A 24,640-nucleotide genomic window follows, 5' to 3' on the forward strand; every position below is an offset into this window, starting at 1 on the left:
ATTTCATTCTAACCTATACTGAATATTTAATTTTTCAGTATAGGTTTTATCTATGTCACTCCATCAACTTGTTTATATTAGCCGTGCTACTCAGCCTTTTTCCAATGAAGAGTTAACTGACTTATTAGTGAACGCTAAGAACAATAACTCAAGCCAAGATATTACCGGCAATTTGATTTACAACGGTGGAATGTTTTTACAGGTACTGGAAGGTGATAAAAAAAGTGTTCAGGCACTTTATGACAAAATAGCGCTAGACAGCAGGCACACTAAAGTACGAAATATCTATTTTGAGCCAGCTGAATATAGACTGTTTAGCCGCTGGTCTATGAATATGGTGAATTTAGAATGCGATAAGCCTAAAAACATTCAAACCATTAAAGACATTATTGATGCCATTGATGAAGATAAGCTTGTGGACGGCATGTCACCGCCCGTGAAGCTTTTAAAAGAGTTTTCGACGATTCGTTAATGCAAACAAAGAAAAGCCGACTTGGATATTCGTTACATTAACGATGAATTACGAATAACGCCTACCGCTAAACCTTCAATAGCAAAGTCTTGGTAGTTTAGGTCTACATTAATTGGTGAGAACTCAGGGTTTTCAGCATGCAATATAACCTTGCTACCTTTACGCTCAAGTCTTTTAACCGTAACGTCTTCTTCAACTCTTGCAACTACAACCTGACCATCTCTGGCGGTTTGAGTTTTATGAACAGCTAATAAATCGCCGTCTAAAATACCAATATCCTTCATACTTTCACCTTCAACTTTCAACAAAAAGTCGGCCATTGGTGAAAACATAGCTGGATCAATATTTACATGACGGTCAACGTGCTCCATTGCTAATATTGGCGAGCCGGCTGCAACTTTACCAACAAGCGGTAAACCTGGATCGTCGTTAGCGACTTCTTCTGTTAGACGAATGCCTCTAGAGGTGCCAGGTAACATTTCTATGAAACCTTTTTTAGCCAGTGCTTTTAAGTGATCTTCAGCGGCATTAGCCGACCTAAAGCCCAACGTTTTAGCAATTTCAGCTCGAGTTGGTGGCATACCTGTTGAGGTAATTGAATCTCTAATTAGATCTAATATTTCTGATTGTCTAGCAGTAAGTGGTCGCATCATCTGTTTTTCCATACAGTAACATAACTGTCAGTATATACAGGCATCGAGGTTGTGCAACATAAAATTTAATAAGAATGATGGGTTTTTAGCTAACCTTTGTTAAAATCCCCTGCTGCATTCATTTTTGTATTAAGGTTTTTATGTCCATTTTAAATGTTTTAATGTATTGGTTAACTCGTCCTTTCATTCGCACTCAACTAGTTACTGACGAGAAAAATAGCGAAAGCGGTATAGATTCGTCTAAGCCAATTTCCTACGTATTGATGACAGATTCATACACAGATAAGCTTGCTTTAAAGCAAGCGGCCAAGCGTCTTAACTTACCATCACCTTTTGGCTCTATTGATTTAGACAGCGACTCAGTTAAAAGAACGATTGGTGTTAAGCCGGTAGATTCTATCTTTTTGAACAAAGACCATCACGCTAAAAAAACCGTAAAAACGGGCCAAGCGATGCTGGAATTAGTAGAGCGTACGGGCAAAGATATACAGTTTGTACCGGTTATGATTTGCTGGGGTCGTAACCCAGGTGTCGAAAAAGACACAAATCGAAAAACTCGCTTGATGGACATCATCACACAAACTTTACAAGCATCTCCGTTTCGTAAGTTCATGATTGTATTGCTTTATGGTCGCAGCAGTTTTATCAGAATTAGTAAGCCCGTTTCATTGCAAAAAATGGTTAATGACTATGGCCCATCTGAAGAAACAGCACACAAGTTAGTGCGTGTTGCTCGTATTCATTTTGAACGCCAACGCATAGTTGCAACTGGCCCTAAAGTGATGGAACGTCAGGCTTTTTTCAATAGTATGCTAGCCAGCCCCGCACTTAAAAAAGCGCTTCACGAAGAAATGGAATCTAAAGATATTTCCTTAGAAGAAGCAAAAGCAAACGCTAAAAAGCTTCTTGAAGAAATTGCAGGCGACTACAACGAAAACTACATTCGAATGGGCTCTCGTATCCTGACTTGGGTATGGAACAAAATTTATAACGGTATTCGTGTTCACAATGCTGATAAGTTAAGAGACTTAGCACAAAAAGGTCATGAGATTGTTTATGTGCCCTGCCATCGCAGCCACATGGATTATCTATTGCTAACCTACGTTATTTATCACGAAGGCTTAGTGCCGCCACATATTGCTGCCGGCATTAATTTAAACTTCTGGCCTGCAGGTCCTGTATTCCGTAAAGCCGGTGCATTTTTCTTACGCCGAAGCTTCAAAGGCAACAAGCTGTATTCTGCAGTATTTCGTGAGTACCTTTCGCAGTTGTTCATTAAAGGTTACCCAGTTAAGTATTACACCGAAGGTGGCCGTTCTAGAACGGGTAGATTGTTATCACCTAAAACTGGCATGTTAGCCATGACGATACAGTCAATGCTTCGTGGTGTAGATCGCCCAATTACCCTTGTGCCTGTTTACATTGGTTACGAACATGTAATGGAAGTAAATACCTACCTAAGTGAATTAAAAGGCAAAAGCAAAGAAAGCGAATCCATTTTTGGTATTTTTAAGGCAATCAAGAACCTTAAAAACTATGGCCACGGTGACGTGAACTTTGGCGAGCCAATTAGCCTAAATGAAATAATGAACGAACAAGCTCCAGACTGGCGATCGTTAATTAATCCAGTGGATGTGGTGAAACCAAATTGGTTAACGCCAGTTGTTAATCATACAGCCAATAAAGTTATGGGCTCTATTAATGATGCTGCAGTTTTAAACACCGTTAACTTGTCGGCACTGGCGCTACTAACCTCTGACAGCCATGCTTTACCACGAGTAGAAATGGAAGCGTTGATTGAGTTTTATATTGGCTTACAGACTTCGGTCCCTTATTCAAACTTAGTGAAAACGCCAACAGAGTCAGCCTCTGCCATTATTGATGAAGCCATTTTACTAGAGAAAGTAGACTCTGATAGTGACGAATACGGCACGATTATTAAGCTTGATGACAAAAATGCTATTTTGATGAGTTACTACCGAAACAACGTGGTTCATTTGTTTGCTATTGCCGCTATTGTTGCAGCTGAGTTAACACACTCTAGTAAAACATCGTCAGATAAAATTAAACAAAAAGTGACAAACATTTTACCGCTACTTAAAAACGAAATGTTTATTACCACAGAAGATGTAGACGGTTATGTTGATAAAATAATAGGTTACTTTGCTCAAAACGATATTATTGAAGTAAGCGATGACACCTTGTCTATTCGTAATCGCTCTTCGTTAGGCAGCCTACAATTAAGCCTACTGGCGAAAATAATGAAAGACACATTGCAACGTTATGCATTGGCGTTTAATCGTATACAACAAGTTCACGGCATACAGCGCAGTGAATTAGAAAGCGATTGCTTAAAATTAGCCAAGCGTCTTCTTACTTTGCACGACATCAAAGCGCCAGAGTATTTTGATAAGAAGATCACTTCAAGCTTTGTATCTTGTATTAAAGAACAAAAGTATGTTGAGACGGACGAAGCTGGCTTGATGCACTTAACGGACGCGGGCAAAGCCACCGCTGAAGATATTAACTCTCTGCTAGAGTCAGATATTTTGCAGTCATTGCAATCACTGGGCTAGGTTCAGGTTCAGGTTCAGAAAAACAAAAAAACCTTGTTGAAAAACAAGGTTTCTTTTTAAGAGATCAGTATATACAACCTTGCGATTCTACGTTTTTGGAAACGCCTTGTAGTCTCGAATCACGCCTTCTTGCATTGCCGACGCAACTAACTCACCTTGCTGGTTAAAGAACTGCCCTTTAACCAATCCACGGCCTCCGCTTGCGCTTGTGCTGTCCATATCAAACAATATCCACTCATCCATTCTAAATGGGCGATGGAACCACATAGAGTGGTCAAGCGTCGCCACTTGCATGTCTCTTAGAATGTGGCTGCGGCCATGTGGAAATAATGCCGTTGGTAAAAAGTTAAAATCCGATGCATATGCTAATAAATAACGGTGGATACGCTCATCATCAGGAAGACTACCATTCGACTTTATCCACACTTGGCGACGACCTGGCATTTTTTCAGGTGCGAAAGGGTCATTCACTTGTACGTGACGAATTTCTATTGGTTTTTCACCGGCAATAATAGAACGCAACGTGCCCGGTATTTTATCAATGTTTTCTTGGAAAAATTCATGCTCAGACTTTAAGCCTTCAGGGCCAACAACGTTTGGCATTTCTGGGCTATGCTCGTAACCTACTTCTTCCGTTTGAAACGACGCCGTCATATAAAAAATTGGCTTACCATACTGCAATGCTCTTACACGACGAGTACTAAAAGAGCGACCATCACGAATATTTTCTACGTCATATACAATTGGTTTTTGATCGTCACCAGGGCGCAAAAAATAACTATGGAACGAGTGAACAAAACGGTCTTCAACAGTTTCTTTTGCTGCACTTAGCGCTTGGCCAATAACCTGACCACCAAAAACACGCCCAAAACCTAAGTTTTGACTTTGACCTCGGAACAAACCTTCTTCAATTTTTTCCAATGCCAAATGGCCCAACAAATCTTCTAAAACTTTACTCATTTCAACCCTTATTTAATCACGTACTTGCTTACTGCTTGCCAATTGACTTCATTAGCTATGATGCGTTGTTTGGAAATATAGTGGATGACACACCCTGGTTTGATTACATAATCGTTACCCGGGTTAAGCTTCATTTCCATACCAATTCTATCTTTGGCAACCGCCAACAGAATTGCATCGTGGTTTTGCTTTAAATAATAAAACAACTGCCCAAATTGACTTGATGGCGCACTCTTTGGTATTTCAGTGGAAAACTGAGTAACACCACGAAGTGTAGACATCATTTCTTCTAATAGCTTGCTGCTACCTGGATCTTGCATTGACCTTACTAACATTTCTGCAGTTCTAGACGAGTTTGCTTCAACATTGGTCGTGTAGTTTTTTAGCATTTCTACTTTTTCGTCTTCATCAAAATACGCAGAAATATGACAATCATCAGCAATGATTTTGCTCAACTTTAATGCGGTGGTGAAAGTCATGTCGTCGTTTTCACAGTCCACAATAACTCTATCCGCCTTTTTAGCAGCAATTCGCTCTAGCTCTTCATTATCTGTAAACGAACGTAACCTAGCGAATTCCACCATGCCATTTTCATAAAACGGATGCTCCATCTCTTGTGTTACACACAGCAATATTTTTCGCTGTTGGCGCTTGTCGTCGCCTAAGATGTGTTCGATAATTTTTCCAGTACGGCGTTCATGCCAACCAAAAATTAAAATGTGTGTATCTAAATAACGAAAATCTTTTTCACCCGTCATAACTTGCCTCAAAACCTTTCCAACCGATTGACCCATTTTGCCAAGGAGTGCACCAAAAATAGCGAGCCCCAATGGAATTTGAATTAGCGCAACAATATATTTGCCCGCTTCACTTGTAGGACTCAGGTCGCCATAACCAACCGTACTTGTTGTCACTACGTAATAATAGAGATACTCATGAAAATCTAGTAAGGCGAGTTCGCCTGCCCATCTCAACAACACCCAGCTTAAGGTTGAATGCAATACCAACAAGGTGACAAGAGCAGGCCAGGTAATCTGACTAAATTGTTTCCATAAGAATCGGGTAAATTTGTTTACCACCAAAATGGATTCCTTTATTTTTTAATTAGTTGAATCTTGTAACTTCTGTTTTTGTAACCTTGCATCAATATAATGCTGAACTTGGCGTTCTAACTGAGATAAGGTTACCGAGCCGTTTTTCAATACTTGGTTGTGAAACTCTCTGACGTCAAAGTCGTTTCCTAACATTGATTCTGCCTTTTTTCTCAAGCGCTTAATAGTAATCTCACCTATTTTATAAGACAACGCTTGTGCAGGCCAAGAAATGTATCGGTCTACTTCAGTTTGGATGTTATGAGCCGACAACGCGCTATTTTCTGTCATTAAATCGATAGCCTGCTGCCTAGTCCAACCCTTCATATGCATGCCAGTATCAACCACCAGCCTTAATGCACGCCACATTTCATAAGTTAATCGACCAAAGTTTGAATACGGATCTTGATAAAACCCAACTTCCAGCCCTAGCCACTCAGAATAGAGCCCCCAACCTTCGCCAAATGCCGAAATATAATATGACGAACGATATTTAGGTGTGTCTTTTAACTCTTGCGTAAGTGAGATTTGTAAATGATGTCCAGGTACTGCTTCATGCAAGGTTAATGCTTCAAGCTCATAAAGAGGGCGTCGATCTAATGCGTAGGTATTAACCCAATAGTATCCAGCGTCTGTGTCGCTCGAAGCCGAAATGTATCGGCCTGTTGTGTATTTAGGTGCAATGTGAGCTGGCACTGGCGCAACGCCATAAGGCGTTCGTGGTAACACATTAAATAGCTTAGGTAATTGCGCATCCATTTTTTTAGCGATAAAGCTCGCTTCCATTAATAACTGCTTTGGAGTGGTTGCGTAAAATGCAGGATCAGTTCGTAAATACGATAAGAAGTCTGAAAAGCTTCCGTCAAAGCCTGTTTTAGCAATCACTTTTTCCATTTCAGCTCTAATACGCGCGACCTCACTTAGACCAAGCTGATGGATCTCATCAACGGACATATCGGTTGTGGTGTAATGCTTAACTCGGTTTTTATAGAACTCAATACCATTAGGAACCGTTTTAAACGCAATATCGTTTTTGGCCGCAGGTATATACTCTTCCAACATAAAGGTTCTAAATGAAATATAAGCCGCATTTACCTTATCTACAATCACCTGCTTTGCTCGATTTTGAACTTGTTGCTGCTCATCCACTGATAAAAAATCTATGTTTGTAAAAGGTTGATAAAAAACGCTTTGTTCCGGTTGTATAGCGACTAGACCATCAATGCTTTGCTCGTAGCCTTCTAGTACCACTTTAGGTTGGGTATAACCGGTTTTGATGCCTTCTCTCATCCACGCTATATTCTGATCAAAATAAACCCCAAAGGCTGACAATCTTTGAAGGTAGAACTCTATATCTTGTTTGGATTTTAGCTTAGTGCTGCTTGGTAAAAAGGCTAACGATGTATGAAAGCCACCCTCTGAAGTCAACGGAATATAGTGGCCTTTGTAGACAATTTGGTCGTATTCGTTTTGTAGGCGGTGTAATAACGTTTGCTGATTAATTTGATCTTGTTCCGATAACACAGCGGTTTCAAACTGCTTTATTTCAGATATCCACTTGGCTAGTTTTTGCTGTTTTGCTTTGATGCCTGATGGTGATAAGTCAGGTAGCGTACCGGCTAAGCTGTCCGCACCCTCAGCTTTTGATGTAAAAGGATTAGAAGCTTGGTATTCTTGCCATACTTGCTTAGAAACTTCAGAAAAGCGTTTTTTAGACTCAACCTCAAGACTCGCGCACGCACTCAAAGACAAGGCTAGAAGAGAAAGCAGGACAACTTTTAACACGATAGCCTTTGACACTATAGCCTTTGATAATGCAGCTTTTAAAAAGGCAAAGAGGCTCAAACATTTTTTCATTTTCATTCCGCTTATTTATTTTTCTGTAAAAAAGAATGCCACGGCTTACTTTTTTTAGATTGCAAAGTAGTTTTTATGTACGCATCCCAGACTGGCTTTGCAGCATCGGCTGCCATTGCGATAAACACTTCTTTTTTCGGTTCTTTTTCATCATACATAGATTCTTCCAACCAAACCAATTGGATTGAGCTCATGGTGAGTTTGACCATGTGGTGCCAACGATCACGTTCTTCGTTAAGCACATTTACGGTTTGGCTATTTGTTAAAACGTTATCTAATGTATTTGCTCTATCTAATAGATATTGTTGTTTATCTTCAGTAGATAAACTAGAAATAAGCACGCCATCCGCCAAAGACATTAGCTTACTAAACATAGGTTGCTCAAACCAAAACAACGCCACTTGCTGAATATCTTTTAAGTGTAATTCACGCCTAAAATTAGATACACATTTTGCGTACAAGTCTTGATAAATATCTAAAAACAAACGTTCTTTGGATTCAAAGTAAATATATACCGTTCCTTTGGCAAACCCCGCTTGTTTAGCAATCGCTGATACTGGCGGAAGTTCACTTACATTACCCGATAACAACTCAACGGCTGCATCAATAATAGATTGTTTTCTGGCTGATTTTTGAGCGTGGCTGCGTGCTTTGGGTGTCGCCATTTAGTTACTTTAAGACCTTTTGCTAAAAATTATGAATTAAACGCCAATTATTGCAGTATTTCCTTGACCTGAAAATAAAAGGTAATTAGTTTACTAGCCTAACCTATAAAATTATTCTTGTGTTGTTGAGATTGTACATTCATTTTTCCCATTACAATCCCCATGAAACATTTTAGTGTGTCGTTCGGAGTCGTTAGTTCATGAAATATCAGGATACTATGGAGCAAGCAGACCAAAAGCTACAAAAAGCTTTGGGGTTTTTAAAGCAATTTCGCTTGCCAGCTAGTCCAGTTAACTACAGCGTAGTGTATGAGTATGTTTCTAACTCAAACGCTGAGCTTTGTACCGAACTAGACGCTGATATAAAAGCTGGCCGAACCATTGACTCTTTCTTAATTGAGTCTTTATATAATCGCCACATCCTAATAGCGGACACTTCACAAGGTGCTTTAGTAAAAGACATTAACGCTGTGGTTAATGCAACTAATCGACATGCCTCTAAAGCTCAAAAAGACACCTCAAATTACATCACAATGTTAGATGAAGGCTTATTATTGCTAGACAAGTCTGACATTCAAACATCGCAACAAGTAATAGAACGGCTGTTAAATGTGACCTCATCGATGAAGAGTGCTCAAAAGGTGTTGGTGAATGCACTTAAACAAGCGCAAAAGCGCACTGAACAATTGCAACAGCGCATAGATGAAGTTGAAGAAAGCAGAAAACTAGATCAGTTAACTGGCTTATTTGATCGAAATGTCATGAATACCACTGTAGATATGTGGCTGCAAAGCGACATCAACAAAATTGCTGCTATAGCAATTAACCTCGACCACTTTAAACAGTTTAATGACAATTACGGCGTCACTGTAGGTAATGTTATTTTGTCTAAGGTAGCGCAAAAGGTTAAGAGTTATGTATCTGGCTCTGGCTTACCAATAAGAACTGGCGGTGAAGAGTTTTTAATTCTTATCCCTGAAACGTCAAAACAAGCAGCCAAAGAAGTGGCTGAAAAAGTAAGACTTGGCGTAGAGAAGCTGCAGTTTATTAATGCCAAAAGCAAAGAAAAACTACCGAAGATAACGGTTTCACTTGGTGTGACCGAGTATACCGAAACACTAGGTTTAGAAGGCACTATTCAACGTGCAAACTCTGCCTTAAGAATGGCAAAAGCCACAGGACGCAACCGAGTATTTGTTGACTAAACCTGCTCAAATATAGAAATAGGCTTAGCAATTTTAAAGCCTTGTATACCAGCACAACCCACTTCTTTTGCTAACTCAATTTGTTCATCCGACTCAATGTTAGGAATAATAGCTTTAACGCCTAGTTTTGAAACGAGTTCACAAATCATTTTTAGATAATCACGATTATTATCTGTTGAGTCTTTTTGTATATATCGACTGTCTACTTTTAACCAATGTAATTTCATATCTGAGAATCTGGATAGACTGCTAGAGCCTCGTCCAAAGTGATCTATCGCGATTTCAATACCATGATTAGCAAGCTTGAAGCTGATATCTCGGGCATTAGAGGTATGCGCTAAATCAATTTCATCAAATTCCATGATGATATTTTTCGCTAACGCAGGTTCTTCATTCAACCATTTTATTAACCAGGTTTGAAAGGCTTCTGAGTCGAATGAGAACGCAGAAATATTAATAGAGATTTTGTCTTTAAGTGCACCCAACTGGTAGTGTTTTTCCACTTCCATTAGTACCTTTTTATCTAAAGCCGGAGTGACTTCAAATTTTTCCGCTAAAATAAGCACCTGAGGTAACGACAGCGGTTGTTCATCAATAGAAAGCTTTGTATAAAGCTCAGTAAACAACTTTTCTCCGCTAATTGGATCAATCACTGGCTGAGTAAAAAATTCGACTCGTGAGCGCTCTATGGCGTGTACAACTTCTTGTTTAGATTTAAACAATGCATTGTTATTTGATTCGCCGGTGGACTTGTCCATGTAAAAGCGTTTATGGCTTTTTTTCGCATATTTTAGTGCTTCGTCAGTTCTTTTAGTAAGTGACACGGATGTATCATGCTCCAGTATCTCACTGGCACCAACAAAACATCCACCAAGCTGCTCTAATGGCTCGCAATCTTCAAGTTGCCTAACAATTAGCTTACTGGACTCTAAAATATCGGATGTTCCCTGATGTAATAACAGCAGCGCAAAGTCTTGCTCATTTAGTTGAAATAACGGGGCGTTTTTCCCCATACCTGTCACTCTTTCAACCACTTTAACTACATAGCTAATCACATCTTGATAAGCAGAAAAGCTCTGATCATGTCGTAACTTGGTTAAGTCATTTAAATGGATCATTACCAGGCCGCCCATTAGGCGTTCGCTTTTACGGTTTAAGAAATCAGCAAGCGTTAGTTGAAAATACTCTCGATTAGGTAAGCCACTGCTTGCTTCGTGATATAAATTGTCTTTTAAGTCGTCTAATTGCTTTTGCTGCTGGGAAAAGAGCGCCTGAATTTGCGTTGTCATACTATTGTGTACTTCAATAAGCTGTTCAAATTCGGCAATACCAGAATGATCTGTGATTTGGGTAAAGTGTTTATTTGTGACCGCGGCGGCTTGGTTCTTAACTGCAAGAATTGGTTTTAGTACTATGTTAATCAACGCAATGCCCATGGCCCACGCAATCACACCAACAAACAATGTCACTAACAAAATATCTAAGAACTGACGCCAAACAAATTGATAAAAAGCAAAAGGGTGAGTTTGAACTTCTAAAAATGCGACTCTGTCGAGCCCATTATATATTTCTTTTTCGCCCACAATAGGCTCAATTGGAAACAGTTTTATAAACCAACTAGGCACATCCGCAACCTGGTCTAATTCACTACGTTCATAAAGTACCGGCATAAAGTTCTCATTGCCGTATAACGTGATACGCGAGTAATTTCCAGAATCATAAAACACATCTATTTTTGATTTAAATCTGTCTTTCTCTCCCTCTATCACTAACTTTGCAATAGGTTCAACTAGGTATTGTGCTGAGGTGCTTGATTGATTTACTAACTCTTGAATGGTCAATTGACGAATATTCAATAAAGACAGCCACGCATAGCCGATGACTAACAGCCCAATAATTACACTGTGGATGACCACCAACTGACGTGATAACTTCATAATTTCCTGCGACTTTTGTTATTATTTTTATATTGTGTCTGAGTTCTACGTATTAGAAGAGCGAGTGTGACTGCGGTTTGATAAAACTAGTTCAGGATTTAGAACAGACAGAACATCAACTTCTGACTGAATTCTCTTCACTGTTTTTGTTCGGTCGAAAACATCGGAAGACGTAATAAGTTTAATTTTATCAGCGGTATACCAAGCTAACCAAACTTGTCTAGACAAGTCTTTTTTATCTTGCACATACACCAGTCTAAATTGTTCTTTTGGTAAGCCAAGGTCACTTAACATTTGCCACTTTGCAAACGCTAATTCAGCTTCGTTACCATAACCACTTTGAAATAATTGTTCAGGGGATTGAACTAATTTGGTTTGTTTTTCATCTTGAAGGTTAATTAATGTGCTTAGCGCTTGAATGCGATCCACTTTTTCTAAATCTGTTAACATTGCACTTTGTAATGTCAATTGTTGCAATTGAACGCGCAGCATCGTCTGCTGATTAGCGTCAGCAAGAGATATAGTAAAAAGCATAGTTACGAAAACAACAAAAATTCGCATTAGATGAGCTCAAAAATTATTCAACAAATTCCAGTTTAGCAAATACTCATGATTTTTAAACGGTATTTTTCTAAACCAACCTCAAAGAAGTAAAGTATTACATTCTTTGGTAACTGACTATTTGGTATTCCACAAACATTTCAGTAAACTAACCACAACTTATTCCACTATGACGCGAAGATCAAATGAAAACTGAGAATGAACCTGCAGGTAAGACCCATTTTGGCTACCAAACGATAGATAAAAACGACAAAGAAAAAATGGTAGCAAGTGTTTTTCATTCAGTTGCAGCAAAATACGACATCATGAATGACTTAATGTCTTTTGGTGTTCATAGGTTATGGAAACGTTTTACCATAGATGCGAGCGCCGTTAGGCCAGGTAATAAAGTACTCGACTTGGCTGGCGGTACAGGTGACCTAACCCGCAAGTTTAGTGAGATTGTGGGGCCTACAGGACAAGTTGTATTAGCAGACATTAACGATTCAATGATCAAGGTTGGTCGAGAAAAACTTCGCAATAAAGGTTACGTCGGCAACATTGAATATGTTCAAGCAAATGCAGAAGCATTACCTTTTGCTGATAACACGTTTGATTTAGTTACCATCGCGTTTGGTTTACGAAATGTTACAAATAAAGACAACGCTTTAGCTTCTATTTTTAGAGTTTTGAAACCAGGTGGCCGACTATTGGTCTTAGAGTTTTCAAAACCGCAACAAGAATGGCTAAACAAAGCGTATGACTTTTATTCATTCAATATTCTGCCGTCTATGGGCCAAGCCATTGCTAATGACAAAGAGAGTTACCAATACCTGTCAGAGTCGATTCGCATGCACCCTGATCAAGATACCCTTAAATCAATGATGGAAAACGTTGGTTTTGAACAAGTTGGCTACCATAATTTAACTGGTGGTATTGTTGCACTCCATAAAGGATTCAAATTTTGATTCTATTGCAGCAAGCACTATTTTCTATTGCAGAGCCGGCTTTAAATAAAGCGCTAAGGCATGATCATTCTGCTGCTGCAAAACTTGCGTCACTCGAAAACAAGTCGTTAAGTGTTGAGCTGACGGATATTAAGTTGTCCGTCAATATTGGCGTGTTTAATGGTGCCGTTCGTATTTCTAGCGAAACTAGCCAACGACATTGTTTTGTAAAAACCGAGCTATCACAACTTAAAAAGTTGTCTGACGCTTCCCAAATCACCTACCTAATTAAACAAGATTTATTGGAACTCGAAGGCGAGTTAAGTATTGCTCAACGGTTTTCATCACTATTTATTGAAAATGACATAGACTGGCAAGAGTGGGCTTCTAATTATTTAGGCGACGGCTTAACTCACCGTTTATTTAGTTCAGGTAAGCAAGCTGTTGCCACAATTAAACGCAAACAAGTTGATTTGGATTACACAGTGCACACAGCACTAACAGAAGAGCTAAAAGTAGTTCCAACGTCTATTGAACTGAGACATTTCTCTGACCAAGTTGATTCTGTTTCAGCAAGAACTGAAAAGCTGTTGGCATCAATAAAATCCGTTAAGGACACACTGTGAGACTAGTGCGATTTTTTCAAATATTTCATACCTTTCTTTATTTTCGCCTGTTTGATCTAATCCCAAAGCGAGTTCAACCTTGGTACTTAAGAGTCTTGCTTGGTTTCTTTTTTTGGTATCCAAAAGCACCTAAAAATCAGTCCAAACATATTAACTTAAGGTTGGCGCTTGAAGGCTTAGGGCCAGTTTGGATTAAGTTTGGTCAAATGTTGTCGACTCGTAAAGACCTGCTTTCACCAGAGTTAAGCTTAGAACTTACTAAGCTGCAAGATCAGGTACCGCCGTTCTCCTCTGAGTTAGCAATTAAGACCATAAAACAAGAGTTGAACTTAACAAACATTAACGACTTACTCATTGATTTTGAGCCAGAACCGTTGGCGTCAGCCTCGATTGCACAAGTTCACTGCGCGACTATTAACTTAGGTACCGTAGAATCGCCCGATCATAAAGCTGTTGTTGTAAAGGTCATCCGCCCAAATATAGAAAAGCTTATCCAAGCTGATGTTGCACTCATGTTAGTCTTCGCTAAGCTTGTGGACTTTGCACTGGCTGAGTCTAAACGACTTCGCCCTGTTGAAGTGGTAGAAGAATACAAAAAAACCATTCTTAACGAACTCAATTTACAACAAGAAGCGGCTAACGGCTTGCAACTTAAACGTAACTTTGAACAGTCTGATGATTTATATATACCTGATATTTACAGCGATTTTTGTACTCAAAACGTGTTGGTTATGGAAAGGATATACGGAATTCCAGTTTCCGACATAGCCCAATTAAATGCTCAAGGCTCTGATCTTAAAAAATTAGCAGAACGCGGTGTTAGAGTGTTTTTCACTCAGGTTTTCAGAGATAGTTTTTTCCATGCTGATATGCACCCGGGCAACATTTTCATTTCAAAAGAAAACCCTTCAGATCCGCAATATATCGGCATCGACTTTGGCATTATTGGGACATTAAATTCTGAAGACAAACGTTACCTAGCTGAAAACTTTGTCGCCTTTTTTAATCGCGATTACCTTAAAGTTGCTCAATTGCATGTTCAATCTGGCTGGGTTCCTAGTCATATTAACGTTGAGCAGTTTGAAATGGCTATACGCTCTGTGTGCGATCCGATATTTAACAAGCCTTTAGAAGATATTTCTTTTGCGCAAGTATTGATTGGTTTGTTCGATACGGCTCGTCAATTTGAAATGCAAGTACAACCTCAATTAGTACTACTGCAAAAAACCTTACTTTATGTTGAAGGACTTGGACGTCAGTTATACCCGAAGTTAGATTTATGGGAAACAGCAAAACCATTTTTAGAAGACTGGGTTAGCGAACAGATGGGCGTTAAAGCTTTTTTAAAACAAACAAAACAAAACTTGCCTTACTGGTTAGAAAAAGCACCGCAAATGCCTGAATTAGTGTTCAGCAGTTTAAAGAGTATTGAAGCTATACCAAAAATGAAGCAAGACTTGGTTAGCGAATATACGCATATGCAACATCGCCAACAGCAATTTTTTAAGCGCTTGTGTATCTTTAGTATTAGCTCACTAGCAGTGCTTTTAATTACTTTGTTTGCAGATGTAAATGGCGACCAACGTTGGTTTGTTGCCGATTGTTTATTAGCTTTATTGGCAGCGATTAACGCTTGGAAATTAAGAAAGTAGCGACTTTAATTGAAGCCATAATGCGCTTCAAAACGCAGTGCAATTCCTATATCCCTTTCAAACTCACCATAGATATGACCATTTTGAAAGTCTTCGACTAATCTAGGGCGATTAAACTCAACGAATGGTTCAAACTCTATAAATATCCAACTTCGAATGGCTTTTTTACGGATTCTTACGCTTAATTTATAAAACTCGGGCCTATAATCGGGCTCCACAACACCAGCTGCGGTCGCACCAATAATAAGCGCAGTTTCATTACTTAGGGCTGAAATAGAATAGACGCCATTTCGCCATGTAGCGGCGTCAAAACTTTCTCTGTCTTGGAGTAAGTAACTAACTCTTAGTTCATTTTTTAAGTTTAACGCATAGGCACTGTCAAACAACAGCCGGCCACCAAGACCATCTGAATAGTAGTATTCAATCGCTGGCTGTAAATATACTGTCAGCTTATTCGATAACAGCTTTTTATTATATGTTAAGCCGGAACGAACATAGACTTGGCCATCTCCAGTACCAATTCTCGAGGCGCTACTAAAGTTTTCTGAAGAACTGTGCATAAACCTGACTGCTGCGCCTAGTGAGCGTTGACTCGACTTTAAAGCTTCAGGACGAACGGTTTCATAAGGTAAGCTATTTAGGTCTTCTTGTTCATTATCGGAAAAAATAATTTCCACTTTGTTTTCTAAATTGGGCAACTTCGCCTTTACCCTGAATTTTATTGGAAAATTATCCCATTCACTTTCTTTTGGCTCCCAACCTACGTTGATATGCCCCCACGCTTTTGCTTTATTTCTGCCCATTTCCGACTCAGTAAACTTGCCATCTATCCAATTGGCAGTCCAATCCATCGATGAGCCTACGGTTTCCATCATAGAGTTAACATCTACGAATAACACTTTTAGCCTTTCTTCTTCGTTAGGGCCTTCAACTTCGCGTGAGACTTTACATAAATCAATGGCTGCTTTTGAATTTTTGGTTTCAACTTGAGCGGAAGCGCATGCACTATTTTCTGCATTTGTTTGAAGTAGGACTGATTTTGCGGAAGTTTTGTTACAGAACAATAATAGAACTATAACTACTAATCCGTGTAGGTTATATTTGTGCATAGTGTCCATATTAGTGAGTATTAAAAAGAGTCATATACATATGATTTGGTCTAATATCACTTTATAATAGCAGGAATTTATTAGGAAGGGGTTCATTATGGGTTTTGGTGGCATAAGTATTTGGCAACTAGTGATTATTTTAGTAATTGTTGTGCTTTTATTTGGAACAAAAAGACTAAAAAATATTGGTTCAGATCTGGGTTCAGCAGTAAAAGGCTTTAAAAAGTCAATTAACGATGAACAAGCAGTAGAAAAGAAAGAAGATGCATCGGATCAATTATCAAGTGATGCTGACTTTTCATCGAGCACAAAAAAAGAATCGGAAAAGTAACTAATCATGGGCTTTTGGGAATTTATTGTAATCGCAATTGTCGGCACTATTGTTTTAGGTCCCGACAAATTGCCAGGCGCATTACGAAAGCTCGTTCAAATGAAACGAAAATTATCTCAAATGACGCAAGGGCTGAGTGCTGAAGTTAATGAACAGCTGCGTATTCATGAGCTACATCAAAACCTCAAAGAGGCTGAGAAGAACGGTTTAACCGGTCTATCACCTGAGGTTCAAAATTCCATTAATGAACTTAAAGATGCAGCTCGAAGCGTAAATCCTAATTTTATTGATGATTCGCCAGCGCCTTCTGTGAATAAACAAGAAGAGCATCAGTTGCCAGACGCTGAACAGGAACAAGCAGTGCCTAAAATGGACGTTAAACAAAAATAATGACGACTTCATCAACACCACCACTCATTGAGCACTTGATTGAGATAAGGCAACGCCTTATTAGGTCTGTTTTAGCTGTACTAATCTGTTTTATTGGCCTGGCTTACTTTGCTAACGATATTTATACACAAGTATCACAGCCCCTTCTAGATGTTATGCCAAGTGGTGCAAGTATGATTGCCACTGATGTTGCAGCACCCTTTTTCACACCTTTCAAGATGGCCTTCATGTTTGCCTTAATGTTGGCATTTCCAATTATTTTGCATCAAATGTGGGGGTTTATTGCACCTGGTTTATATAGCCATGAAAAGAAACTCGCGGGCCCTATATTATTCTCTTCTGTTTTCTTGTTTTATGGCGGCATAGCATTCGCTTACTTTGTTGTATTTCCTATCGTATTTGCGTTTTTCACAAGTGTTGCACCTGAGGGTATAACTATTGCCACTGACATTAGTAGTTACTTAGATTTCATATTAAAGCTATTTTTTGCTTTTGGGCTGGCTTTTGAAGTGCCTATTGTCGTTTTTGTTTCTTGTTGGGCTGGTGTAACGACGGTTGAGACTTTAAAAAATAAAAGACCATTAGTTATTGTTGGTGCATTTGTTTTAGGGATGTTACTGACTCCACCCGATGTTATTAGTCAGACACTATTGGCTATTCCTATGTGGCTGCTGTTTGAGCTTGGTTTATTCTTAGCCACTTTGGTTAAGCCTCGCAAATAAAAGGGCGGTTAATTACATGCGTAATTTGGTCTTGATATTACTTTTAGTTCTGTCTCAGACAGCTATGGCAGAACCCACACCATATCAAATCGATTTAAATAAGGGGTCAGTAAACTTAGTACCCTTTCTTGAATATAACATTGGTAATGATGATCCTCTTGAAACCCCGCCAATTGAAGGATGGAGTACCTTATCCGAAGATTTTATTAAATTTGGATATGATGATCGTGTTCATTGGTTTCGCTTTGGTTTACAGAACATAAATCCAAACCCCACTTCATTGTATATTGAACTTGATAATGCGCTTTTAGATAACGTCACTGTTTATACTTTGCATAATGGAAAAGTTCGCAGTGTACAAAACCTAGGTGATAACTACTCTTTTGTACTTCGTCCAGTCCTGCAAGAAACGTTTATTATTCCCATTTCATTATTAACCGATGAGTCTTTAGAGTTTTACATTGCAGTTCAGTCTCAAGGCACGGTGAACTTCCCACTAACCTTGTGGCAAAAAGAAAGTTTTCAGCAACAGGAAAACTACGATCGCCTTTTAGCGGGTTTATTTATCGGCATTATTTCTGCTGCAGTTTTCGCTTATCTTATTGTTTTTATTTTTAGCCAATCAAAAAATGCTTTGTTAGACGCGGCACTAATGATGTCGTTACTTATGATTACTCTGACAATGAATGGCTATGCATTTCATTATATTTGGCCTGAATATCCATTGATGCAACAGCACGCTGTGTACCTTTTTAGTTGTATCGCAATGGCTTGTTCGGCTCTTTTAGCAAGAAACTATATCCATAGCGTTCAGGCAGGACATCCTCTTACCGTGAGCTTTATTGGCATTGCTATTGGAGCAGTCGTTATATTGCCACTTACGCTTTATGTTAGTTATCAATGGGGCCTTTATTTGGTCATGGTTGCGGCAATCACATTGTGTTGCTTTCATATTTATTCTGGCTTTTGGCTTTGGAAGCAAGGCGTTCATGAGGATCAAGATTTAAACCTAGGCGTAGCCGTTTTATTAGCCGCTATGTTATTTATTGCGGTTAATAGTTTCACTGACGCTAATTTGCCCTTTACCAATTTAGACTTACTACAGCTGGCTATGTTGGTATTAGTAACAATTTTGTCGGTCAGTATGATTAAGAAGAGAATGGAAAAAGATCATGAAACGCCATTTACTCTTGCACACGAAGACTTTGAACAATCTGATGATTTGCAAACCCAACTTGCTGAACAAAACCTTGAGTTGCAGTTAACTCTGCGTGAACTGGAAGATAGAAATAACGAATTAGAGAAGATAAATACGTTAGACGCACTTTCAGGCATCCATAACCGCCGCCATTTTGATAAACGTATCCAAGCTGAAATTAGGCGTTCTAGAAGAGAGTTAACGCCATTGTCGCTAATTATGTTTGATATTGATCACTTTAAGGCGGTCAACGACAAATTTGGCCATGTTGCAGGTGATGAAGTTATCCGAACTGTTGCTCATACGGGTGAAGAACAACTTAATCGTTCTTCAGATGAAATATTTAGATATGGCGGCGAAGAGTTTGCCATGTTACTACCGAACACTGATATTGCAGGTGCAGAGGTATTAGCTGAAAAAGTTAGAAAGAATATTGAAGAAGCGCAAATCGCAACTTCATCTGGCACCGTAAAGTGTACCGTTAGTTTAGGCGTTGCATGCACAAACAAAGAGTACAAACTCACACCGGAGCAGTTTGTTGAACTTTCAGATAAAGCATTATACGCAGCAAAAAATAACGGTCGAAATTGTGTTGTCGTTCATAAAATAGAGGATTAATTAATGTTAGATAAAGGTTTAGGTCAATTCCCAAATACACGTATGCGACGCATGCGCTCGGATGATTTTTCTCGTCGTTTGATGCAGGAAAACGCATTAACAGTGAATGACTTAATTTATCCAATGTTTGTATTAGAGGGTAAAAACCGACGTGAGAGCGTTGACTCTATGCCTGGTGTTGAACGTTTATCTATCGATCTTTTATTAGAAGAAGCAAAAGAATTGGTTGAATTGGGTATTCCGGCTATTGCCATTTTTCCAGTCACGCCAAGTGAAATAAAAACAGAATTAGCTGAAGAGTCTTATAATTCGGAAGGTTTGGCTCAAAAGGCTATTAAAGCCTTAAAAAAAGCCTATCCAGAGTTAGGTATTATTTCTGACGTTGCATTAGACCCGTTTACCGTGCATGGACAAGATGGGATTATTGATGATTCCGGTTATGTTCTTAACGACGTTACAACGGAAGTGTTAGTGAAGCAGGCCTTGTCTCACGCTGAAGCGGGCGTAGATATTGTTGCTCCGTCAGACATGATGGACGGCCGTATTGGCGCTATTAGAACAGCATTAGAAAAGGCTGGCTTTCACAATGTAAAAATAATGGCTTACTCAGCTAAGTACGCTTCTAGTTATTATGGCCCGTTTAGAGATGCTGTGGGCTCAGCTGGTAACTTGAAGGGGGCTGATAAAAAGAATTATCAAATGGACCCAGCTAATTCAAATGAAGCTATGAAGGAAATTGCTCTAGATCTTCAAGAGGGCGCTGATATGGTGATGGTTAAACCAGGTATGCCTTATTTAGATATTGTACGTCGTGTTAAGAGTGAATTTGAAGTGCCTACTTTTGCTTACCAGGTCAGTGGAGAATATGCGATGCACATGGCGGCTATCCAAAATGGTTGGCTAGCGGAAGAACCGGTAATCATGGAATCTCTACTGGCATTTAAACGTGCGGGAGCAGATGGCATCCTTACTTACTTTGCAAAAACCGCTGCAAAGTGGCTTAAGCAATAGTCTTTATAGCGTTTGTAGTATGCGTTAATTACTGAGCAATTGGCGTTATTTCTTTGGGAATTGTTATTCAAAAAATTGATACTTAAAGGTTTTTTCTTTTTTTGTGGTGGTTAAGGTTAATTAAGTTAGCTTTAACTGCCAGCCCTGAAGCGCCTGGTAACTTGCTTCTTGATGTAACTCTGCGGCACTTAACGGATTAGCTTCTAACCAACCATTAGGAAGATGTATAGACAACTCTTCACCCACAATCGACACTTCAATATTAGGTAACACTTCATCTGTTCGTCGTAATGACAAGATGACTGATAACCTCAGTATACGCACTAACCGTATCGCTAATAACACTGACGTTGTAGTTTGCGCTGATAACATTGAGTGATCGATATCGTCACGATGGTTGCGCACTATAGCTGTTAATAAGTTCTTTTGGCCCGTAGTAAAACCCGGCAAGTTTGAGTTGGCCAACAAGTAACTCGCATGGATTTGCTGATCTTTATAACTAACCTGTAAACCGACTTCGTGAACCAACGCCGCCGACTTTAATATATCGATAGCCTCAAATTGATTTAAGTCCCAGCTCGGAGCTAGTTGTTCTGCTAATTCTAAACTAAGCTCTGAAACGCGCTGAGCGTGTCTGGTATCTATATGGTAGCGTGTCATTACGCTTTTTATTGTTCTCTCTCTTACGTTCAACTTCGTAAGCTCTGGCAGCATTGAGTAAAGCTGTCCTTCTCTAAGCGCACCGCCAGCGAGTGTCATTCCAGTTAAATTTAACTGTTTGAATATAGCAATAAGAATGGCTAAGCCACTTGGGAATACTAGTCTTCGCTCTTGAACTAAGCCCTTAATTGCCAGCTTGTCAAGAAATCCAAATGATACGGATTGCTGCATAATCGAATTAAGCCTTTCTAGGGTAATTATTTCGTCAAAACCCTGGGCCATCAGTATTTCTTGAATAGCCTGAACGGTACCCGAAGCACCAACTTCTTCTTGCCAATCAAACGCACTGTACTTTGACTTTACCTTGTTGATTTCAAGTTCCGCAGCTTCAATTGCGCTATTAAAGTTCGCTTCACTTAACACACCATCTTTAAAGTAACGGTCTAAATAGGTGACACACCCTACATTTATACTAGTAAACACTTGAGGCAAATGGCCCTCACCAGCTATAAGCTCTGTGCTTGCACCACCAATGTCTATAACGAGTTTCTTTTTATTTGAGCTTGATGTGTATGCTGCACCTTTGTATATAGTTTGAGCCTCTACTTCGCCAGAAATGATTTGGATTGGGAAACCAAGAATTTGTTCGGCTTTTTCAAGAAAGGTATCTACATTTTTAGCGAGTCGGAGAGTGGCGGTTCCAGAAATTTTTATATTTTCTCGGGGGATATCTTGTAATCGCTCTGCAAAAAGATTGAGACATTCCCAACCCCTTTGCATTGCTTCGTCAGATAAAAACATGTTTTCATTTAAACCTGACGCTAGTCGGACTTTTCGTTTAACCCGACCAATTATTTGCACACTACCTGCAACAACTTGGGCAATCATCATATGAAAGCTGTTTGACCCAAGATCTACTACTGCATAGCTTGTGTTATTTTGCATCCAATTACAGCCTTAACTGTTATTAGTTACTTCTGCGGCGCTGGCCATGATGATGTCTTCTCTTCGTATAACGAGGTTTAGGTACATCATCCAACAACGCTTCAGAATCATATTGGCTTACAGGAATAGCATGACCAATATATTCTTCTATTGCAGGTAAGTTATATACATAAGATTCGCACGCAAAGCTAATAGCTGCGCCACTGGCACCCGCACGCCCTGTACGTCCTATTCTATGTACATAATCTTCACGATCATCAGGTAAGTCATAGTTGTAAACATGAGATACTTCTGGAATGTGTAGACCACGAGCTGCAACATCTGTTGCTACTAAGAAGTCGATATCACCTTTTGCGAACGCTTCTAAAATAGATAAACGCTTACGTTGGTTAACGTCACCAGTTAGTAGGCCAGCTCTATGTTTATCAGCCTTTAACCAATTATAAACTTGCTCACATGCATGTTTAGTATTGGTAAATACGATGGCTTTTTCTGGCCAGTCATCTTCAATTAAAGATAAAAGTAATAAAGGTTTTTTATCTGATTCTGGATAAAAGAGCTCTTCACTAATACGAGTACCAGTCATTCTCTCAGGCTCTACTTGAACGTGAGTCGGTTCGTTCATGTGCGAATAAGCTAATTCTTTTACTTTATAGCTCATTGTTGCTGAGAAAACTAAGTTAACTCTTTCTGAACTCGCTGGCATTTTACTAAATAAGTAACGGATGTCGTTGATGAAACCAAGATCAAACATTCTATCTGCTTCGTCTAGAACAACAGCTTGAATGCTATCTAGGTTATAAATACCTTGTTTTAAATAATCAATTACGCGACCCGTCGTGCCAATTAGTACGTCTACACCTTGTTCTAATTGTTTGCGTTGACTTTCGTAGCCTTCGCCCCCATAAACTAGTCCAAGAGTTAAACCAGTAGCTTCAGCAAACGCAATTGCGTCTTTATGAATTTGGATGGCTAACTCACGGGTTGGGGCTAAAATAATAGCTCTTGGCTGGCCTTTAGCTTCTACGGTAAGAAGTTTATTAAAGGTCGCTGTAAGAAATGCGATGGTTTTCCCGGTCCCTGTTTGTGCTTGACCTGCAATGTCGACACCTTTTTCGATTAAGGGCATACACATGGCCTGAATCGGGGTACAATTTGCATAACCAGCAGAGGATAGGGCTTTTAATACATCTGGATGTATTGAAAAGTCGGAAAATTTTGTTTCAGTTAAATGTGTCTTATTCATAACGAATAAGCATAACCTTTAGCCTTGCAATAAGAAACAAATTAATCACAATAGAAGTATATTATTTATATATTAAATGCGGAGTATTAAATGAGCGATAAAATTATCAACATAACTGACGACAGCTTCGATTCAGTTATCAGCAGTGACAAACCAGTTTTAGTAGACTTGTGGGCAGAATGGTGTGGTCCTTGTAAAATGATCGCTCCTATTCTTAGTGAAGTAGCAGAAGAAATGTCTGACAAAGTAACTATTACTAAGTTAAATATTGACCAAAACCCTAATACACCACCTAAATTTGGTGTTCGTGGTATTCCAACATTATTACTATTCAAAAATGGTGCTGTTGTAGGAACTAAAGTTGGTGCGTTAAGCAAAACTCAATTAGTTGAATTCTTAAACGACAACGTTTAATTATCAATTTAGTTAGCCGTACTTTCTATTAAGCTTGTAGTTTCAAGCTTGTATATACAAGGAATGACTAACTATTTGAGTTCAGTATTAAGCTGGGAAAACTTTAATTTCCTGATTTGACTGGATTTCTTTAAGAAGAGACTCTACGAAAGTAAGTCTCTTTTTTTGTTCCCAACATTCTGCTTCACCAATACCCCATATAGGACCTGGCCAGGTTAGGTCATTTTCAAACCTAGCAACTACATGCCAATGCAATTGCTCTACTACGTTACCTAAGTTAGCGATATTAACCTTTTTACAACCAGTTACTATAGCCAATGCGTTTGCAACGACATTACTTTCTTTTAATAACTGCTGAGCCTCGTCAACTTTAAGTTCATGAACTTCTTTAGCACCTTCAACTTTCGGGACTAACACTAACCATGGATACCTTTGATCGTTCTGTAGCCTCAACTGACTGAGAGGTAACTCTGCAATTAAAATCGAATCACGCTCTATTCTGTGATCTAAAGTAAACATATGAAGCCTTAATTTTTAATATTATTGATGAATTATACGTATTTTTGTCAAAACAAATAGATCAGAGGAAATGTAAGGGGCCTTAGCGCGGCTGCATTAGTGAGCGTTATTTTTTGATTTTGCGGAATTCCAAACGTAAAAAAGTGTTAAAAAGAGTCAGATGTTAAATCGGAGGCAATAAAAAACCCCTCGCACAACGTGCAAGGGGTTAGTATGGGAGCCTGGCGGTGAGCTACTCTCGCATAGCAAATGCTACACTACCATCGCCGCAGCTGCGTTTCACTTCTGAGTTCGAA

General features: G+C 39.1%; 23 protein-coding genes. 12 read left to right on the forward strand and 11 right to left on the reverse strand.

Features of this window, described 5'->3' with window-relative positions; genetic code table 11:
• Window positions 1-52 precede the first annotated feature (52 nt).
• Entirely contained in the window at window positions 53-472 is a 420-nt protein-coding gene (locus ABD009_RS12880) for a BLUF domain-containing protein (protein WP_343826042.1), read from the forward strand.
• Window positions 473-504: 32 nt separating this feature from the next.
• Here ABD009_RS12880 and lexA read toward each other — a convergent pair whose 3' ends face one another.
• A complete protein-coding gene (gene lexA, locus ABD009_RS12885; protein WP_155697155.1) occupies window positions 505-1,122 on the reverse strand; it encodes a transcriptional repressor LexA in 618 nt (205 codons plus the stop codon).
• A gap of 143 nt (window positions 1,123-1,265) precedes the next feature.
• Between lexA and plsB the strand changes: the two genes are divergently transcribed.
• Entirely contained in the window at window positions 1,266-3,701 is a 2,436-nt protein-coding gene (gene plsB / locus ABD009_RS12890) for a glycerol-3-phosphate 1-O-acyltransferase PlsB (RefSeq protein ID WP_155696972.1), read from the forward strand.
• 87 nt (window positions 3,702-3,788) lie between these two features.
• Here the strand turns inward: plsB and tesB are convergent, their stop codons facing one another.
• From tesB to ABD009_RS12910, 4 genes are read right to left on the reverse strand one after another with little or no spacing between them, the layout of a single operon-like run.
• Entirely contained in the window at window positions 3,789-4,661 is an 873-nt protein-coding gene (gene tesB / locus ABD009_RS12895; protein ID WP_343826046.1) for an acyl-CoA thioesterase II, read from the reverse strand.
• A gap of 8 nt (window positions 4,662-4,669) precedes the next feature.
• Entirely contained in the window at window positions 4,670-5,746 is a 1,077-nt protein-coding gene (locus ABD009_RS12900; RefSeq protein WP_425543082.1) for a potassium channel family protein, read from the reverse strand.
• 15 nt (window positions 5,747-5,761) lie between these two features.
• Window positions 5,762-7,609, reverse strand: coding sequence for a DUF885 domain-containing protein (locus ABD009_RS12905; protein WP_343826050.1), 1,848 nt, complete (start codon window positions 7,607-7,609; stop codon window positions 5,762-5,764).
• An 11-nt stretch (window positions 7,610-7,620) separates the two neighbouring features.
• On the reverse strand, window positions 7,621-8,274 hold the full coding sequence (locus tag ABD009_RS12910) for a TetR/AcrR family transcriptional regulator (protein WP_343826052.1): 654 nt from the start codon (window positions 8,272-8,274) through the stop codon (window positions 7,621-7,623).
• 200 nt (window positions 8,275-8,474) lie between these two features.
• Between ABD009_RS12910 and ABD009_RS12915 the strand changes: the two genes are divergently transcribed.
• Window positions 8,475-9,479: a GGDEF domain-containing protein gene (locus ABD009_RS12915; protein WP_343826054.1), complete on the forward strand. Its 1,005-nt coding sequence runs from the start codon at window positions 8,475-8,477 to the stop codon at window positions 9,477-9,479.
• On the opposite strand, the gene ABD009_RS12920 is transcribed toward ABD009_RS12915, so the two are convergent.
• The gene (locus ABD009_RS12920) at window positions 9,476-11,416 is read right to left on the reverse strand and encodes a bifunctional diguanylate cyclase/phosphodiesterase (RefSeq protein WP_343826056.1); all 1,941 of its coding nucleotides are present in this window, start codon (window positions 11,414-11,416) and stop codon (window positions 9,476-9,478) included. The genes ABD009_RS12915 and ABD009_RS12920 overlap by 4 nt on opposite strands.
• A gap of 45 nt (window positions 11,417-11,461) precedes the next feature.
• The gene (locus ABD009_RS12925; RefSeq protein ID WP_343826059.1) at window positions 11,462-11,977 is read right to left on the reverse strand and encodes a hypothetical protein; all 516 of its coding nucleotides are present in this window, start codon (window positions 11,975-11,977) and stop codon (window positions 11,462-11,464) included.
• Between the two features lie 185 nt (window positions 11,978-12,162).
• Here ABD009_RS12925 and ubiE point away from each other — a divergent pair, with 185 nt between their 5' ends.
• From ubiE to ubiB, 3 genes are read left to right on the forward strand one after another with little or no spacing between them, the layout of a single operon-like run.
• Window positions 12,163-12,924, forward strand: coding sequence for a bifunctional demethylmenaquinone methyltransferase/2-methoxy-6-polyprenyl-1,4-benzoquinol methylase UbiE (ubiE, locus tag ABD009_RS12930; RefSeq protein ID WP_155696955.1), 762 nt, complete (start codon window positions 12,163-12,165; stop codon window positions 12,922-12,924).
• Window positions 12,921-13,529: a ubiquinone biosynthesis accessory factor UbiJ gene (locus tag ABD009_RS12935; protein ID WP_155696953.1), complete on the forward strand. Its 609-nt coding sequence runs from the start codon at window positions 12,921-12,923 to the stop codon at window positions 13,527-13,529. Before ubiE ends, ABD009_RS12935 begins: the two co-directional genes overlap by 4 nt.
• Window positions 13,526-15,181, forward strand: a complete 1,656-nt coding sequence (ubiB, locus tag ABD009_RS12940) for a ubiquinone biosynthesis regulatory protein kinase UbiB (protein ID WP_343826063.1) — start codon at window positions 13,526-13,528, stop codon at window positions 15,179-15,181. The genes ABD009_RS12935 and ubiB overlap by 4 nt, the downstream gene beginning before the upstream one ends.
• Before the next feature lie 5 nt (window positions 15,182-15,186).
• Here the strand turns inward: ubiB and ABD009_RS12945 are convergent, their stop codons facing one another.
• Complete coding sequence (locus ABD009_RS12945) at window positions 15,187-16,290, reverse strand: hypothetical protein (RefSeq protein ID WP_155696951.1); 1,104 nt, start codon at window positions 16,288-16,290, stop codon at window positions 15,187-15,189.
• Between the two features lie 97 nt (window positions 16,291-16,387).
• Between ABD009_RS12945 and tatA the strand changes: the two genes are divergently transcribed.
• From tatA to hemB, 5 genes are all read left to right on the forward strand, one after another.
• Window positions 16,388-16,621, forward strand: a complete 234-nt coding sequence (tatA, locus tag ABD009_RS12950; protein ID WP_343826065.1) for a Sec-independent protein translocase subunit TatA — start codon at window positions 16,388-16,390, stop codon at window positions 16,619-16,621.
• Window positions 16,622-16,627: 6 nt separating this feature from the next.
• Entirely contained in the window at window positions 16,628-17,011 is a 384-nt protein-coding gene (tatB, locus tag ABD009_RS12955) for a Sec-independent protein translocase protein TatB (RefSeq protein ID WP_343826067.1), read from the forward strand.
• On the forward strand, window positions 17,011-17,733 hold the full coding sequence (gene tatC / locus ABD009_RS12960; RefSeq protein WP_343826069.1) for a twin-arginine translocase subunit TatC: 723 nt from the start codon (window positions 17,011-17,013) through the stop codon (window positions 17,731-17,733). Before tatB ends, tatC begins: the two co-directional genes overlap by 1 nt.
• Before the next feature lie 64 nt (window positions 17,734-17,797).
• A complete protein-coding gene (locus ABD009_RS12965; RefSeq protein ID WP_343826071.1) occupies window positions 17,798-19,549 on the forward strand; it encodes a sensor domain-containing diguanylate cyclase in 1,752 nt (583 codons plus the stop codon).
• A gap of 3 nt (window positions 19,550-19,552) precedes the next feature.
• Window positions 19,553-20,560, forward strand: coding sequence for a porphobilinogen synthase (gene hemB / locus ABD009_RS12970; protein ID WP_155696941.1), 1,008 nt, complete (start codon window positions 19,553-19,555; stop codon window positions 20,558-20,560).
• A 120-nt stretch (window positions 20,561-20,680) separates the two neighbouring features.
• Here the strand turns inward: hemB and gppA are convergent, their stop codons facing one another.
• Together gppA and rhlB are read right to left on the reverse strand one after the other, a co-directional pair.
• Complete coding sequence (gppA, locus tag ABD009_RS12975; RefSeq protein ID WP_343826074.1) at window positions 20,681-22,165, reverse strand: guanosine-5'-triphosphate,3'-diphosphate diphosphatase; 1,485 nt, start codon at window positions 22,163-22,165, stop codon at window positions 20,681-20,683.
• Window positions 22,166-22,187: 22 nt separating this feature from the next.
• Complete coding sequence (rhlB, locus tag ABD009_RS12980) at window positions 22,188-23,411, reverse strand: ATP-dependent RNA helicase RhlB (protein ID WP_343826076.1); 1,224 nt, start codon at window positions 23,409-23,411, stop codon at window positions 22,188-22,190.
• Window positions 23,412-23,501: 90 nt separating this feature from the next.
• On the opposite strand from rhlB, the gene trxA reads away from it, so the two are divergent.
• Window positions 23,502-23,825 carry a thioredoxin TrxA gene (gene trxA, locus ABD009_RS12985; RefSeq protein WP_155696935.1) on the forward strand — a complete coding sequence of 108 codons (324 nt, stop codon included), beginning with the start codon at window positions 23,502-23,504 and terminating at the stop codon, window positions 23,823-23,825.
• A gap of 87 nt (window positions 23,826-23,912) precedes the next feature.
• Here trxA and ABD009_RS12990 read toward each other — a convergent pair whose 3' ends face one another.
• Window positions 23,913-24,344, reverse strand: coding sequence for an HIT domain-containing protein (locus tag ABD009_RS12990; protein WP_343826078.1), 432 nt, complete (start codon window positions 24,342-24,344; stop codon window positions 23,913-23,915).
• Between the last annotated feature and the right edge of the window lie 296 nt (window positions 24,345-24,640).

This window comes from Psychrosphaera haliotis (genome assembly GCF_039523615.1).
Taxonomy (GTDB): Bacteria; Pseudomonadota; Gammaproteobacteria; order Enterobacterales; family Alteromonadaceae; genus Psychrosphaera; species Psychrosphaera haliotis.